Source organism: Ruegeria sp. SAZA006 (assembly GCF_059613465.1).
Genome location: NZ_JBXWSO010000004.1, coordinates 171,444 through 185,531, shown reverse-complemented (window position 1 = coordinate 185,531; position 14,088 = coordinate 171,444). Strand labels below are relative to the sequence as shown.

General features: G+C 59.0%; 16 protein-coding genes. 8 read left to right on the top strand and 8 right to left on the bottom strand.

Annotated features, from left to right (window positions below; translation table 11 throughout):
* Positions 1-3 precede the first annotated feature (3 nt).
* Together clpX and AC2FNZ_RS03565 are read right to left on the bottom strand one after the other, a co-directional pair.
* Positions 4-1,272 (bottom strand): ATP-dependent Clp protease ATP-binding subunit ClpX, encoded by a 1,269-nt coding sequence (gene clpX, locus AC2FNZ_RS03570; RefSeq protein WP_170337591.1) that lies wholly within the window; start codon positions 1,270-1,272, stop codon positions 4-6.
* Between the two features lie 136 nt (positions 1,273-1,408).
* Positions 1,409-2,041 carry an ATP-dependent Clp protease proteolytic subunit gene (locus tag AC2FNZ_RS03565; protein WP_093962686.1) on the bottom strand — a complete coding sequence of 211 codons (633 nt, stop codon included), beginning with the start codon at positions 2,039-2,041 and terminating at the stop codon, positions 1,409-1,411.
* A gap of 353 nt (positions 2,042-2,394) precedes the next feature.
* On the opposite strand from AC2FNZ_RS03565, the gene AC2FNZ_RS03560 reads away from it, so the two are divergent.
* Entirely contained in the window at positions 2,395-2,730 is a 336-nt protein-coding gene (locus AC2FNZ_RS03560) for an ArsR/SmtB family transcription factor (RefSeq protein ID WP_093962687.1), read from the top strand.
* A 56-nt stretch (positions 2,731-2,786) separates the two neighbouring features.
* Here AC2FNZ_RS03560 and AC2FNZ_RS03555 read toward each other — a convergent pair whose 3' ends face one another.
* Positions 2,787-3,857, bottom strand: coding sequence for a zinc ABC transporter substrate-binding protein (locus AC2FNZ_RS03555; protein ID WP_496839559.1), 1,071 nt, complete (start codon positions 3,855-3,857; stop codon positions 2,787-2,789).
* 91 nt (positions 3,858-3,948) lie between these two features.
* On the opposite strand from AC2FNZ_RS03555, the gene AC2FNZ_RS03550 reads away from it, so the two are divergent.
* The 4 genes from AC2FNZ_RS03550 to AC2FNZ_RS03535 all read left to right on the top strand — a co-directional run bounded on the left by AC2FNZ_RS03550 (position 3,949) and on the right by AC2FNZ_RS03535 (position 6,173).
* On the top strand, positions 3,949-4,428 hold the full coding sequence (locus tag AC2FNZ_RS03550) for a transcriptional repressor (RefSeq protein ID WP_093962689.1): 480 nt from the start codon (positions 3,949-3,951) through the stop codon (positions 4,426-4,428).
* Entirely contained in the window at positions 4,425-5,168 is a 744-nt protein-coding gene (locus AC2FNZ_RS03545; protein ID WP_480753721.1) for a metal ABC transporter ATP-binding protein, read from the top strand. The genes AC2FNZ_RS03550 and AC2FNZ_RS03545 overlap by 4 nt, the downstream gene beginning before the upstream one ends.
* Entirely contained in the window at positions 5,168-5,962 is a 795-nt protein-coding gene (locus AC2FNZ_RS03540; RefSeq protein WP_093962691.1) for an iron chelate uptake ABC transporter family permease subunit, read from the top strand. Before AC2FNZ_RS03545 ends, AC2FNZ_RS03540 begins: the two co-directional genes overlap by 1 nt.
* Positions 5,963-6,035: 73 nt before the next feature.
* Positions 6,036-6,173, top strand: a complete 138-nt coding sequence (locus AC2FNZ_RS03535; protein ID WP_093962692.1) for an entericidin A/B family lipoprotein — start codon at positions 6,036-6,038, stop codon at positions 6,171-6,173.
* Positions 6,174-7,127: 954 nt separating this feature from the next.
* On the opposite strand, the gene AC2FNZ_RS03530 is transcribed toward AC2FNZ_RS03535, so the two are convergent.
* The 4 genes from AC2FNZ_RS03530 to lepA all read right to left on the bottom strand — a co-directional run bounded on the left by AC2FNZ_RS03530 (position 7,128) and on the right by lepA (position 11,194).
* A complete protein-coding gene (locus AC2FNZ_RS03530; RefSeq protein ID WP_093962693.1) occupies positions 7,128-7,580 on the bottom strand; it encodes a hypothetical protein in 453 nt (150 codons plus the stop codon).
* 123 nt (positions 7,581-7,703) lie between these two features.
* Positions 7,704-8,018, bottom strand: coding sequence for a hypothetical protein (locus AC2FNZ_RS03525; protein WP_496839557.1), 315 nt, complete (start codon positions 8,016-8,018; stop codon positions 7,704-7,706).
* Between the two features lie 257 nt (positions 8,019-8,275).
* On the bottom strand, positions 8,276-9,325 hold the full coding sequence (locus tag AC2FNZ_RS03520) for a hypothetical protein (RefSeq protein ID WP_496839555.1): 1,050 nt from the start codon (positions 9,323-9,325) through the stop codon (positions 8,276-8,278).
* Between the two features lie 69 nt (positions 9,326-9,394).
* On the bottom strand, positions 9,395-11,194 hold the full coding sequence (lepA, locus tag AC2FNZ_RS03515) for a translation elongation factor 4 (protein WP_496839554.1): 1,800 nt from the start codon (positions 11,192-11,194) through the stop codon (positions 9,395-9,397).
* Positions 11,195-11,539: 345 nt separating this feature from the next.
* Here lepA and AC2FNZ_RS03510 point away from each other — a divergent pair, with 345 nt between their 5' ends.
* Together AC2FNZ_RS03510 and AC2FNZ_RS03505 are read left to right on the top strand one after the other, a co-directional pair.
* Entirely contained in the window at positions 11,540-11,851 is a 312-nt protein-coding gene (locus tag AC2FNZ_RS03510; protein WP_496832566.1) for a hypothetical protein, read from the top strand.
* 67 nt (positions 11,852-11,918) lie between these two features.
* Positions 11,919-12,881, top strand: coding sequence for a LysR family transcriptional regulator (locus tag AC2FNZ_RS03505; protein WP_093962697.1), 963 nt, complete (start codon positions 11,919-11,921; stop codon positions 12,879-12,881).
* Here the strand turns inward: AC2FNZ_RS03505 and AC2FNZ_RS03500 are convergent.
* Complete coding sequence (locus AC2FNZ_RS03500) at positions 12,878-13,321, bottom strand: low molecular weight protein-tyrosine-phosphatase (protein ID WP_496839553.1); 444 nt, start codon at positions 13,319-13,321, stop codon at positions 12,878-12,880. The two genes, AC2FNZ_RS03505 and AC2FNZ_RS03500, sit on opposite strands and share 4 nt — an antisense overlap.
* Before the next feature lie 27 nt (positions 13,322-13,348).
* On the opposite strand from AC2FNZ_RS03500, the gene AC2FNZ_RS03495 reads away from it, so the two are divergent.
* Positions 13,349-14,044, top strand: a complete 696-nt coding sequence (locus AC2FNZ_RS03495; protein WP_496832562.1) for an NAD-dependent deacylase — start codon at positions 13,349-13,351, stop codon at positions 14,042-14,044.
* Positions 14,045-14,088: the final 44 nt, after the last annotated feature.

Genomic DNA, 14,088 nt, shown 5'->3' with positions numbered 1-14,088 from the left:
AGTTCAGCCGGCAGATGCCGATTCCGGCGCGGCATCCGCATAGATGATCAACGGCTGCGCGTCCGACGTCACGGCCTCTTCGTTCACGACCACCTTGGTCACGTTCTTCATGCCAGGCAGTTCGAACATCGTGTCCAAAAGAATGTCTTCCAGGATGGAACGCAGGCCGCGAGCACCAGTCTTGCGTTCGATCGCCTTTTTGGCAATCGCGGCAAGCGCGTCGTCGGTAAAGTCCAGTTCGACGTTCTCCAACTCGAACAAACGCTGGTACTGCTTGACCAGCGCGTTCTTGGGCTTGGTCAGGATGGTAACAAGCGCGTCCTCATCCAGGTCCTCAAGCGTTGCCAGCACGGGCAGACGTCCAACGAATTCCGGGATCAACCCGAATTTCAGCAGATCCTCGGGCTCGAGATCCTGAAAGATCTCGCCCACACCGCGCTCGTCATTGTCACGCACATCGGCGCCAAAGCCCATGGCCGAGCCCTTGCCGCGCTGCGCGATGATCTTGTCCAGACCTGCAAAAGCGCCGCCGCAGATGAACAGGATGTTGGTGGTGTCCACCTGCAGGAATTCCTGCTGCGGATGCTTGCGCCCGCCCTGCGGCGGAACGCTGGCCACGGTGCCTTCCATCAGCTTCAGCAGGGCCTGCTGCACACCCTCGCCCGACACGTCGCGGGTGATCGACGGGTTTTCAGATTTACGAGTGATCTTGTCGACCTCGTCGATATAGACGATGCCGCGCTGCGCGCGTTCGACATTGTATTCGCTGGCCTGCAGCAACTTGAGGATGATGTTCTCGACATCCTCGCCCACATAACCGGCTTCGGTCAGTGTGGTCGCGTCTGCCATCGTGAACGGCACGTCCAGAATCCGCGCCAGCGTCTGCGCCAGCAAAGTCTTGCCGCAACCGGTGGGACCAATCAGCAGAATGTTCGACTTGGCCAGTTCGATGTCACCACCGGCCTTCTGCGCGTGGTTCAGACGTTTGTAGTGGTTGTGCACCGCAACCGACAGGACACGCTTGGCCCGAGCCTGGCCGATAACATAGTCATCCAGCACCTCGCAGATATCTTTGGGGGTGGGCACACCGTCCGAGGATTTCAGCCCGCTGGCTTTAGTTTCCTCACGGATGATGTCCATGCACAGTTCGACGCATTCATCACAGATGAACACGGTCGGTCCAGCAATAAGCTTACGCACCTCATGCTGGCTTTTCCCACAGAAGCTGCAGTAGAGCGTGTTCTTGCTGTCGCCGCCTGAATTCGTCGCCATGTTCTACCTTTCGGGCTCCATCCCTGCGGCCCGGATCCGGACCGCGCTTGCCGCCTGTCCGTGCAGCTTAGGCCAGCACCGGGGCAGCTACAATGTCAAAATCGCACCCCGCACTCGTGGGTGCGGGGTTTCCGCATCACGCTTCGGTCGGTTCGGATTTGGAGCGGCTTTCGACGATCTCGTCGATATGGCCCCACTCTTTTGCTTCTTCCGGGCTCATGAAATTGTCACGGTCCAAAGCCTTTTCAATGGCCTTTTTCGACTGTCCGGTATGCTTGGCATAGATATCGTACAAACGATCCTTCAGCTTCTGCGTTTCGGCCGCGTGAATCATGATGTCGCTGGCTTGACCCTGGTAGCCGCCGCTGGGCTGGTGCACCATGATGCGGCTGTTTGGCAGCGAGAAGCGCATCCCCTTCTCTCCACCCGCCAGAAGGACCGACCCCATCGAGGCCGCCTGGCCGATCACCAATGTCGAACATTTTGGCTTGATGTACTGCATTGTGTCGTAGATCGACAGACCGCTGGTCACGACACCGCCGGGCGAGTTGATGTAGATCGAGATTTCCTTGTTCGGATTCTCGGCTTCCAGATGCAGAAGCTGGGCTACGATCAAGTGGCTCATCCCGTCATGGATCGGGCCATTGATGAAGATGATCCGCTCCTTCAGCAGGCGCGAGAAGATGTCATAGGCCCTTTCGCCGCGGCTGGTCTGCTCAACGACCATCGGGACGAGCGTATTCATGTAGGTGTCAACTGGATCGAACATTCGGAACCTGCCTGCTTTGGTGTGAACCGGGACCATACCCGATGAGAAGTTACATGAGTCTTAGTGTTGCCTTCGGGGGCCTGCAAGGGGCAGCGGACACGCGACGCCGATTGGGAAATACGGATCAGTCCGCATCGTCGGGATGCCGCAAAAACGAAGCGAACAACCGCTCGCGACACAATTACCCGGCTGTTTTTTTGCCTCGCCGCCATTCACAGCGCTTTCATCACGCCATTTTGATCCATACATATGGAAATATCTGATCATTCTGTATAGAGACTCAATTCGCTCAAGCGAAACTACAAAGGGAATACCCGCCCCACACTCACCAAGGGGCCAACAAGGACAAGAAGATGGCACTTCCCCAACTTTCCGAAGACATCTCGCGCGACGACATGGACCGGATGGCCGCTAACGCAACCCGCGCTTCGAATTTTCTGAAAGCGATCAGCCACGAGGGCCGGTTGATGATCCTCTGTCATCTGGTATCCGGCGAAAAATCGGTGACCGAACTCGAGTCACTGCTGTCCGCCCGACAGGCCGCCGTTTCACAGCAACTGTCGCGGCTGCGCCTTGAGGGGCTGGTCACGCCCCGGCGCGAAGGCAAGGCAATCTACTATCGCCTTGCAGACGACAGACCTCGCAAAATGCTGGAAACGGTGTACGAGTTGTTCTGCGACGAGGAATAAGACAGAAAACCCATTGAATGGCGAAGGGCGCAACAGATCGTTGCGCCCTTCTTTGTTCACGAGTTGCCGCTGCAGGCCTGAAAACTTGCGGCCATTTCGCGCAACAGGTCCGGATACAGAGTTGGACCCGGCTCGAGCGCAACCCCGATCGGGTCAAGCACGAGGATTTGTGCATCCATCCCCTCCGTCGCGGCAGAGATCAGGCGAGTGTCAAACTGCGGCTCAGAAAAAGCGCAATCAATGCCCTCTTCTTCAATCCGGGCCTTAAGCTCGGCCAGACGTGCCGGTCCGGGTGAGGCCGCGTCGCCCAGGCTCACGGTGCCCGACGATGCCAGATCGAACCGGTGTTCGAAATACTGGTAGGCGTCGTGAAAGGTGACAAACCGTGGCTCTGACTGTGCCAGATCCGCCCGGATCTCGGCTTCCAAAGCACTCAGGCCTTCAACCGCCTTGTCCGCATTGGCTTGGTACCGCGCAGCGTTGTCCGGGTCCTTCTCTGACAGAGTTTTGGCAATTGCCTGCACCCAGACGCGCGCGTTTTCCGGGTCCAGCCAGGCATGCGGGTCTACACCGTCGTGGTCATGCCCGTGGTCATGGTCATGTGCGTCGTGATCCGCATGCTCTTCATGTTTCTGATGTTCATCGTGGTCCGCATGGTCGTCGTGACCTGCATGATCATCGTGTTCTGCGTGATCCTCGTGATCATCGTGTTTCGCATGGTCCGAATGATCGTCGTGATCGTCGTGGTCTGCTTGCTCCTCTTCGCCCTCATGATGATCGGCCAAGTCGCGGAAGTCGTGCCGCACAGTTCCAGCCACCTCCAGCAACTCAACCTGCGTCGCTCCCTCGGACAGGGCGCCAAGTGGTCCAGTCATCCACGGGGTCAGCTCAGGGCCCACCCAAAAAACCACGTCGGCAGATTGCAACGCTCGCGCCTCGGACGGTCGCATGGCGTGATCATGAGGTGAGGCTCCGGGCGGGATGATCAGGGAAGGCTCGGCAACACCGTCCATGACTTGGGCAACCAACGCGTGAACCGGTGCGATATCGACGGCAACGTTGGGCGCATCAGCCGCCGCCTTTCCAGCCAGCACGACGCCGGCCAGCAACAAGAATTTTCGGGACATGTCACCTCCTAGAATGATATGTTATTACATTGCTAGCCGGCTTGATATTGCCCACGTTATAACATATCAAGCCAAAAATTTCGGAGCGCACATGAGCACAGTAGGCTTCAGGCATCACAATCATAACCACTGCATGAAAACCGCGCTGAGCAAAGCCGAGGAAAAATGCGCCAACCAGAAGCTTCAATTCACTCCGGTGCGCCGCCGCGTGTTGGAGATCTTGTTGGAGCAGCACAAGGCAATGGGAGCCTATGACATTCTGGCTATTCTGTCGGCCGAAGGCATGGGGTCGCAACCTCCGGTGGCCTATCGTGCGCTGGACTTCCTGGTGCAGCATGGGTTCGTGCACCGTATCGAGCAGATGAACGCCTATGCGGCCTGCGCCCACCCTACCCACGATCACGTGCCTGCGTTTCTGATTTGCCGGGCGTGCAAGGCCGTGGCTGAAACTGAAACCGAGCTGACTCAGGGCCGGCTTGGTGCTGCCGCCGACACATCAGGTTTCACCATTGAAAGGATCGTGGTCGAGGCCGAAGGTCTTTGCCCGGACTGCATTGGAACGCAGCCATGACGACCCCTCTCATTTCCCTAAATAACCTATCCGTTCGCCTAGATGGAAGGCTCATTCTGGACAACGTATCCGCCCAGATCGCCGCTGGTGAAATCGTCACCATTGTCGGCCCAAACGGTTCGGGAAAATCGACCCTGCTGCGCGCCATGATCGGGGCTGTTCCCGCGGCTCAGGGCACTGTTCGGCGCGCCCCGGGTTTGCGGATCGGCTACGTACCTCAGAAACTTGCGCTGGACGCCGCTCTGCCGATGACGGTGCAACGATTCCTTGGCCTGCCGAAACGGGTTTCGGCCAGCAAGGCCAAAACCGCGCTTGAACTGGCGGGCGTGCCGGACTTGCGTGACAGACAGATGACCCGACTGTCCGGCGGTCAGTTTCAACGGGTCCTTCTGGCCCGCGCGCTGCTGGAAGAGCCTCAGGTGCTGCTGCTGGACGAAGCAACCCAGGGGCTTGATCAGCCCGGCGCGGCTGCCTTCTATGAACGCATTGAGCAGGTTCGAACGGACCTCGGCTGCGCCATAGTCATGGTCAGCCATGACTTGCACGTCGTCATGGCCGCGTCCGACCGGGTTCTGTGCCTGAACGGGCATGTCTGCTGTGAAGGGGCACCCCACATGGTCGCAGACGCGCCGGAATATCGGGCGTTGTTCGGCAGTGGAACGCGGGGCACGATGGCCTTGTACCAACACAAGCACAGTCATACCCACGATCACAATCACGCGCAGGATACGTCGCACTGATGCTGGACGATTTCATGGTTCGCGCCGCCCTGGCAGGGCTTGGTGTTTCGATCGCCGCGGCACCGCTGGGGTGTTTTGTCGTCTGGCGGCGCATGGCCTATCTCGGAGAAGCCACTGCTCATGCGGCCGTATTGGGTGTAGCGCTGGCGCTCAGCTTTTCACTGCCTCTGTTGCCCGCGATCATTTCCGCTGCACTTGCCATGGGCTTGTCCGTCAGCCTGCTGCGCGGTCGCGGTTACGCCATGGACACGCTTCTGGGTGTGATTGCGCACACCGCACTGGCCGCTGGCTTGGTAACCGTGGCGTTGCTGTCCGATGTCCGACTGGACCTGAATGCCTTTCTGTTCGGCGATATCCTTGCCGTCACAAAGCCCGATCTGGCCACGATCTGGATCGGTGGCGCCACGATTCTGGCGTTGATGGTCTGGCGCTGGTCGGCCCTTCTGGTTTCGACGCTCAACCCGGACTTGGCTCAGGCATCCGGGATCGATCCGAAACGAGAAGAACTATGGCTGACTCTGGCGATGGCACTGGCCGTTGCGGTCGCCATCAAAGTTGTCGGCATTCTTCTGATCGCGGCCCTGCTGGTCATTCCAGCGGCCGGAGCCCGCCCTTTGGCCCGCACCCCAGAAAGCATGGCTTTCACCGCTGCGATTATAGGCTCGACGGCGGCGTTGGGTGGACTGGGCGGTGCATATTGGGCGGATACACCCGCCGGACCAAGCATCGTTTGCGCGGCCGCTTTGATCTTTGTCGCGACGGCCATCCTTGGCCCCATCTTCCGCAAAGGCTGATCACCCAAAAAGGTTTGTCTGCGTTGCCTGAATGGTGCTACCGATTGGTAGTCGACCAACCAAGGAGATATCGATGATCCGCACTATTCTGATCGGGTTGAGCCTTTTGGCCCTGACGGCCTGTGAAACCGCAAAAGGCGCGGGCAAAGACATCGAAAAAGCCGGCGACGCCATCCAGGGCGCGGCGACGGACGTTCAGGAAAGCCTCTGACACCCGTCAGCATCTAGCGGGCGGCGGCGCAACACCACCAACATATGGTTGAAAGTTCCGGGCGACCGGACTATGGTCCCTGCCACAGGTGCATAGACGCGGTAATGCATTACTGACACGACTGCGGGGTTCTTGTGCAATTGCGCAAGAACCCCGTTCCCGTTCTGACGGGCGGTGAGTGGAAGCCTGTACGAAACCGAAATCGGCAAAAGGAAAAGGCGCCAGGTGCGCAGACGCGGTCTTTGCATGTGCCCTTGCGGACACCCCTGACGCCTTGCCGGGTCGACACGCCCGAGGGACGCCCCGATCCAGTTGCTTCAGCCCCCGAGGGGACCTCGCTGCCGCAAAGCACCTGATGGCGCTCTGCCGCCCGCTCTGGCCGTTTGAGAAGCTGACCGCTCAAGCCGGGCTTGCGCCCCTCCTGACTGGTCACCTACCGGTAAGCCCTTGCAACCCTACGAAAATCCTAAGATCTGCCTACGGTGCCAGGACCCCCTGACCTTTGCGTCCCGCCTTGGATCGTGATGAACCTTGGCGATGACTGAACCTTGGCACTCGCCCTCACATCCGGCAAGAAAATAGCACTGCAGCATGAAAAATAGCCGGGGATAAAATGTTGATATCCGGCTGGAAGACGATGTGGATAAGTCGGGAAATGATGAAACCGGGCTGGGTTGCGCTGGGAAAAGCCGAAGGTCGATTTCTCTCCGCTCAAATGGGCGATTTCTGCGGGTGCGAAGGGAGAATCCCGGCCCTCGTGGCGGACCCGGTGTGACAGATACGGGCATATCGCTCGAATCGCCATCGATGAGTCGCCACACGCAACGGTGAACGAACGTGCAGCCCACAAACTGAGAAGCGTTCCGACCCGGACGAGGCAACCTACTACTCTCCGTCTCCCGCAAAATCGGGCAACGGCAACTACCCCCTACAACCGCCTGGGCCGGAAACGCTTCAGTTCACCTGTCGTTCCAGAACCGTGCTGTAGGTGGTTCCAGTCCGCAGGCTACGGAAATCCGCATAGATCTTGCCGTCCTCGTACCGCGCATCGATCAGTGCATTGACGCCCGAGGTCGGATCAGCAGCGGTTTCGACAATGCCGATCTTGCCCGAGCCATCCTGGCTGATCGAGCCGGTGGCCTCATACATCGTCCAGTCATCCATGGCGTTGCGTCGCCACATGCTGGGCCCCCAGAACACGTTTTCGTGCTGCGCCTGGATCTCGAGCACCCATTCCGAGGTGTTGAACCGCGGCGCGGTGGCGGTGTTGGCGTTCGAGGGCGACACCGTAGTCTGGCTGGCCGTCCACGTGCCGCGCAGGTCGGGCATTGCATCGGCCAGGGCGGCAGAGCCCATAGTCAATGTCGCGGCCACGGCGGCGGCGCCGGCGGTCATGTATCTGGTCATGGGCTCTCTCCCTTTGATCGGCGGGCCTTGCTGGCCTGCTGAACAGATTGGGAGGGCGCGCGGCCGTTACAACTTACCTGAGGGAAACTTCATGAAGGGTTCATGCGGCGCTCACCGACGGGCTCAGGCCCAGGCCAGCGCGGTGCCCGCGATGACAAGGGCGATGCCCAGCCCCTCGCGGTAGGAAAAGGACTCGCCGAACAGGAAGAACGAGGCGATGGCGATCAGCACGACCTCGGCCCCCAGAATGCCGGTATAGATGATGCCCAGCCGTTCATCGCGCAGCGCGGCGAGTTCCAGCGTGGCGGCGGCCAGCAAGGTGGAGACGATCAGCAGCCCCAGCCCGGGGCCGGGAAGTTTCCACCAGAACTTCATCGAGATCATGGCCACGGAATAGAGACCCGCCGATCCAAGCGCGATGATGGGGATCATGGACATGGGGCCTCCGCCATTGGTTTCCGTTGGGTCAACCTTAGCAGGTGCGGGTCGGTGGGGCTGTGAAGTGGGTCACGTTGCGGGGTGAGGCCCGTTTAGAAGCGATCCAGTGGACCGTTTCTGGGCCGAACGGGTGGAGTCTCGGGGCGCAACCGCGCTTGCAACCTTTGATCAACACATCGGAGGACGACGCCGCCCCATGGGGTCGGGTCGGCGCGGTCCGGCCGGTGGATTGATTGGAGATAAAAAGGTCAGGAAAACTAGTTAAGCAGGTCTGCTTCAGACAGATACATCGAGTTGTGCCAGATTAGCTCGCTGGCACTCACTGGCTCAAAAATTGAAGCATCCAACAACCTATCATACCACTGTTGGCGCAACACATTGAGTGTGATATCCAGATTGCTTGACGAGAGACCTTTGATTGTTCCCATTTTTCTTGAGTGGCTGTACACTCGCCCCTTGCCCAAAGATAGTGCACGAATGTTCAGTGGTAAAAACCCAAAACCCAAAAAGCAAACGACTTCGGAGTCTGAAAGCCAGTTTTTTGCAATTTCAAGGTCATCTGGTTCTGCAACACCTTCTGTGAACGTCCTTAATCCCATCGCAGCTTCTGCGAGGTATCTGGGGTCTTTCCAGTTACCGAAGGAATTTGGAAAAGAGCAACTCACCTTTCCCAAACTCCCATAGACATGCACAATATTCAGTGAATTAGCGCAGATATCGTTCGCAGTTTCGTTACTCACGTCAAAATAAGACTTAATCGCTTGGTGAAAAAACTGTTCGATAACTCGATCATAATTGAAGGTTACAAAACGGCAGGAAGAAAGCGCCGAACAAAACTCGCTCTCTCCTTTTTGAGTAACAAGTATTCGGAACAATTCCGATAGCCAATTAGTCGGCAGCTGTGCAAACGAAGGTTGGTTATATGTATTCTCGGCATCGAACCAAAGCTTAGAACGCGCTTCTGCTTCCAGAACTGCTCTGGCAATAGCCAGTTTTCCAACTTCTGCCCATCCTTCTTTCGCCTGATGAGTATCAAGAAAATTATCTATTGATGGTGCAAGACCCATGTTTTGACGAATGCTTTTTGCAATGGATGCAAAAAACTTTCTATCCCAACCTGCTTCTTTTACTCTCGGCAAGTAGCTAAAAGCATAACAAAATTCCTTATCTCCCGCTCTCAAATCTCCGAAATTGTCAACTTCTATTCTACAGACCTGTTCAATCTTTTTGACGAGTTCGTTTCCCGTTGGCAGCCCAAACTCAGCGCTCGCACCTGCACCAACAATAAACGTCTTAGTCCGCTTCATCAGCACACTTCCAAAATTTCTATCTTTCTAAGCGCACGAGCTTCGGAACAATTTATTGATAACACTAATCTATGAGTCCATCTTCAACGCCGAAATAAACGCTTCCTGCGGGATATCCACCTTCCCGAACTGGCGCATCTTCTTCTTGCCGGCCTTCTGCTTTTCCAGCAGTTTCCGTTTCCGCGTGGCGTCGCCGCCGTAACATTTCGCGGTCACGTCCTTGCGGAGGGCCGAGAGGGTCTCGCGCGCGATGACCTTGCCGCCGATGGCCGCCTGGATCGGGATCTTGAACATGTGGCGCGGGATCAGCTCTTTCAGCTTTTCGCACATGGCGCGGCCGCGGGTCTCGGCGCGGTCGCGGTGGACCATGACCGACAGCGCGTCCACGGGCTCGTCATTCACCAGGATCGACATCTTGACCAGGCTGTCCTCGCGGTAGCCGGTCATCTGGTAGTCGAAGCTGGCATAGCCCTTGGTCACCGATTTCAGGCGGTCGTAGAAGTCGAAGACGACCTCGTTCAGCGGCAGGTCATAGACGACCATCGCGCGGCTGCCCGCATAGGTCAGGTCCAGCTGGATGCCGCGGCGGTCCTGGCAGAGTTTCAGCACGTCGCCCAGGTATTCGTCGGGCACAAGGATGGTGGCCTTGATGCGCGGTTCTTCCAGGTGGTCGACCTTGGACATGTCGGGCATGTCGGCGGGGTTGTGCAGCTCGATCATCTCGCCGTCTTTCATGTAGACGTGATAGATCACCGAGGGCGCGGTGGTGATGAGCTCGATATCGTATTCGCGTTCGATGCGGTCGCGGATGACCTCGAGGTGCAGCAGGCCAAGGAAGCCGCAGCGGAAGCCAAAGCCCAGCGCGGCCGAGGTTTCCATCTCGTAGGAGAAGCTGGCGTCGTTCAGGGCCAGTTTCTCGATCGCGTCGCGCAGGTCTTCGAATTCGGCGCTGTCCACGGGGAAGAGGCCGCAGAACACCACCGGCTGCGCGGGTTTGAAGCCCGGCAGAGCGGTTTCGGCACCGTTGCGGTCGTTGGTGATGGTGTCGCCCACACGGGTGTCGCGGACCTGCTTGATCGAGGCGGTGAGGAAGCCGATCTCACCCGGGCCGAGTTGGTCGACCATCTGCATCTCGGGGCGGAACACGCCGACGCGGTCGACATGGTGCAGGGTGCCGTTCGACATGAACTTGACCCGCATACCCTTTTTCAGAACGCCGTCCATGATGCGGACCAGAACGATCACGCCCAGATAGGCGTCGTACCAGCTGTCCACCAGCATCGCCTTGAGCGGCGCGTCGCGCTCGCCCTTGGGCGCGGGCAGATGGTTCACGATCGCCTCGAGCGTCTCATGGATCCCCTCGCCCGTCTTGGCCGAGACGCGGATGGCGTCGGTGGCGTCGATGCCGATCACGTCCTCGATCTGCTCGGCAACGCGGTCGCAGTCCGAGGCCGGAAGGTCGATCTTGTTCAGCACCGGCACGATCTCGTGGTCGGCGTCGATGGCCTGATACACGTTGGCCAGCGTCTGCGCCTCGACCCCTTGCGTCGAGTCCACCACCAGCAGCGAGCCTTCGACCGCGCGCATGGACCGTGAGACTTCATAGGCGAAGTCCACGTGGCCGGGAGTGTCGATCAGGTTCAGCACGTACTTTTCGCCATTGTCGGCGGTATAGTCGATGCGGACCGTGTTGGCCTTGATGGTGATGCCGCGCTCGCGCTCGATATCCATGCTGTCGAGCAGCTGTTCCTTCATGTCGCGATCCTTGACCGTTCCGGTCTCTTGGATGAGCCGGTCGGCAAGGGTGGATTTGCCATGGTCGATATGCGCGACGATGGAGAAATTGCGGATATGAGCGAGGTCTGTCATAGCGTCGGGATATGGTTCGAAATCGGGCGCTGGTCAAGGTGAGACAGCACGGCGAACACCCCATATTTCAGCGCGATGAAGCCACGACGCTGCGGTTGGCTTCGTTCCAGGGCCTCAGCTGTGTCGAGGCGGCCGTGCACAGAACGAACTCGGCCGCGTTACACCGCCCAAAACGGGGTGCGAAGGGCATGCCACGGCCGACCATAGTGCCAACCGCGGCACTTTCGACTCAGGTAGGGAGTTTCTGAAAGCAAATTGTTGAACGGTAGGAAAACTTGGACGATACTGCGCCGCAAGCCGAGAGGGACACAAGACTCCTCCGGGCAGGCAAAACGAGGCATGAGCATGAAACAGTTCCTCATAATCGCGCTATGCGCCACGTCGCTGACCACTTTGGCCCCGGCCATGACCGAAGCGGCGCAGATCAAACGTGCATGTTTGGCGTCCGACCGCTCGGCTGCGACACGTGACAGGTGCAGGTGCATCCAGCGGGTGGCCGATCAGGCTTTGACCAACAAAGATCAGAAAACCGTGGCCAAGTGGTTCACCGACCCGCATCAGGCCCAAGAGCTGAAGATGTCGAAATCCGCTCGCGATGACGCGCTGTGGGAGCGGTATCAGAACTTTGGCCGCATGGCGCAGGCGATCTGCAGCTGACGCTGACCGCGATCCTTGACCTGACCCGCCCTGCGCCGCAGTAATGGCGCAGTGAAAGGGAAATCATATGGTGACGAAAGGGTTGACCCTGCGCGGTCTCGAAGTGTTCGAGGCCTTGGCGCGGACCGGTTCGGTGGCACAGGCTGCCGAGATTACCGGACTCAGCCAGCCATCGGTCAGCCAGCAGTTGCGCAATCTCGAGAATGCTCTGGGCACGGACCTGGTGGATCACGGGCGCAGACCCATGCGCCTGACCCAAGCCGGGCGCAGCTTTCTGGCGCGGGCCGAATCCGTACTAGCCGAGTTGCAGATCGCCCAAAGCGAGCTGTCCGTCATGGACCTGGGTCACCTGAGCACTCTTTCGATCGGCCTGATCGACGATTTCGACAATGACCTGACCCCGCGCCTTGCCACGTTGCTGGCCGACAGCCTGACCCGTTCCAAGTTCAAACTCATAACCCTCCCCAGCCTCGAAATTTTCGAGGCGCTGGCTTCGCAACGCCTGCATTTGGCGGTCTCGGCCCATAGCGGCGAGGTGCTGGAAGGCGTGGTGGAGTACCCTTTGGTACAGGATCCTTTCATTCTGGTCGCGCCGAAGGGCGGTGTGACCAACGGGGGCGTAGAGGCCGCTTTGCAGGCCCTGCCCTTTCTGCGTTATGCGCGAGAACAGTTGATCAGCCGGCAAATCGAAAGCCACCTGGCGCGGCAACAGCTTCAGTTCGAAGAGCGGTTCGAGATCGGGTCGCACTTGGCACTGATGGCGATGGTGGCGCGTGGCCTTGGCTGGGCGATCACCACGCCGTTGGGATATATGCGGGCGGCCCGTTTCCACGAAGGCATGGATGTCTATCCGGCTCCGTTCGGAGAGTTCTCGCGCACTATTTCCCTCTTCACTCGGTCTGACTGGTCAGATCAGGTTCCGCGCGAAGTCGCGGGCATGACGCGCCGTTTGATGCAAAGCCAGATGATCGAACCAGCGCTTTCCCGCCTGCCCTGGTTGTCCGGTCAGTTGAAGGTGATCGGCGGCTAGCCGTCCAGATATGCCACCAACCGGTCCACGGCGGCTTCGATGAGGTCCAGCGCCCCGTCGAAATCGCGGGTATAGTAGGGGTCGGGCACATGATCGGCGCCGGTTTGAGGCGCAAATTCGGTCAACAAGTGCACGGGTGTATGATTGCCGGTCGGGCGCAAAGCCTCGATCTTGGCGAGATTTTCGCTGTCCATACCGATGATCAGGTCAAACCTGTCGAAATCAGACACCGCAAACTGGCGCGCGCGCAGATCGCTCAGTTCCAGCCCTCGGTTGCGAGCCGCGTGTTGCATCGGCGCATAGGGTGGATCCCCGACATGCCAGTCGGACGTTCCGGCACTGTCGCAAGAATGATGGGGCGCCCTGACACGAAAAACGCCTTCGGCAGCAGGGGAACGGCAGATGTTGCCGAGACAGACAAACAGGATACGCTGTGACATGGCTCGGGTTTAGCGTGTGGAGGGCGAATGGAAAAGATCGTGATTTTGACCGGAGCCGGGATTTCGGCGGAAAGCGGATTGGGCACCTTTCGCGATGAAGGCGGATTGTGGGCCCAGCACCGGATCGAAGACGTGGCGACACCCGAAGGTTTTGCCCGAAACCCTGCCCTTGTTCATGGCTTCTACAACGCGCGCCGGATGCAGGCGGGTGGTGCCGACCCAAATGCAGCCCACACAGCACTGGCCCGGCTTCAGCGCGACTGGCCGGGAGAAGTGGTGATCGTAACGCAGAACGTGGACAGCCTGCACGAAGCCGGAGGTGCGACCGGGGTTATCCACATGCACGGCATACTGTCCGGCGCGCTGTGCGCCTCCTGCGGGCATCGCTGGACGGCGCCAGCGGAAATGTCCGTGGGCGAACCGTGCCCCGCCTGCCGCGCGGCAACCGCCCGACCCGACATCGTTTGGTTCGGCGAAATGCCTTACCACATGGATCAGATTTACGACCATCTGGCACAGGCCGGGATATTCGCCGCCATCGGAACCTCTGGCCAGGTCTACCCGGCTGCGGCCTTCGTGCACGAAGCCATAGCTGCGGGCGCACAGACGGTCGAATTGAACCTCAAGCCTTCGGTTGGTGCATCCAGCTTCGATCAGACGCTGCTTGGCCCCGCCACCCAGATCGTGCCACGCTGGGTCGATGACTTGCTGGGCCGCAGGTGACTCGGGTCATCCCGCTGGTCTAAGCTGAAGGAACCTGAACCAGG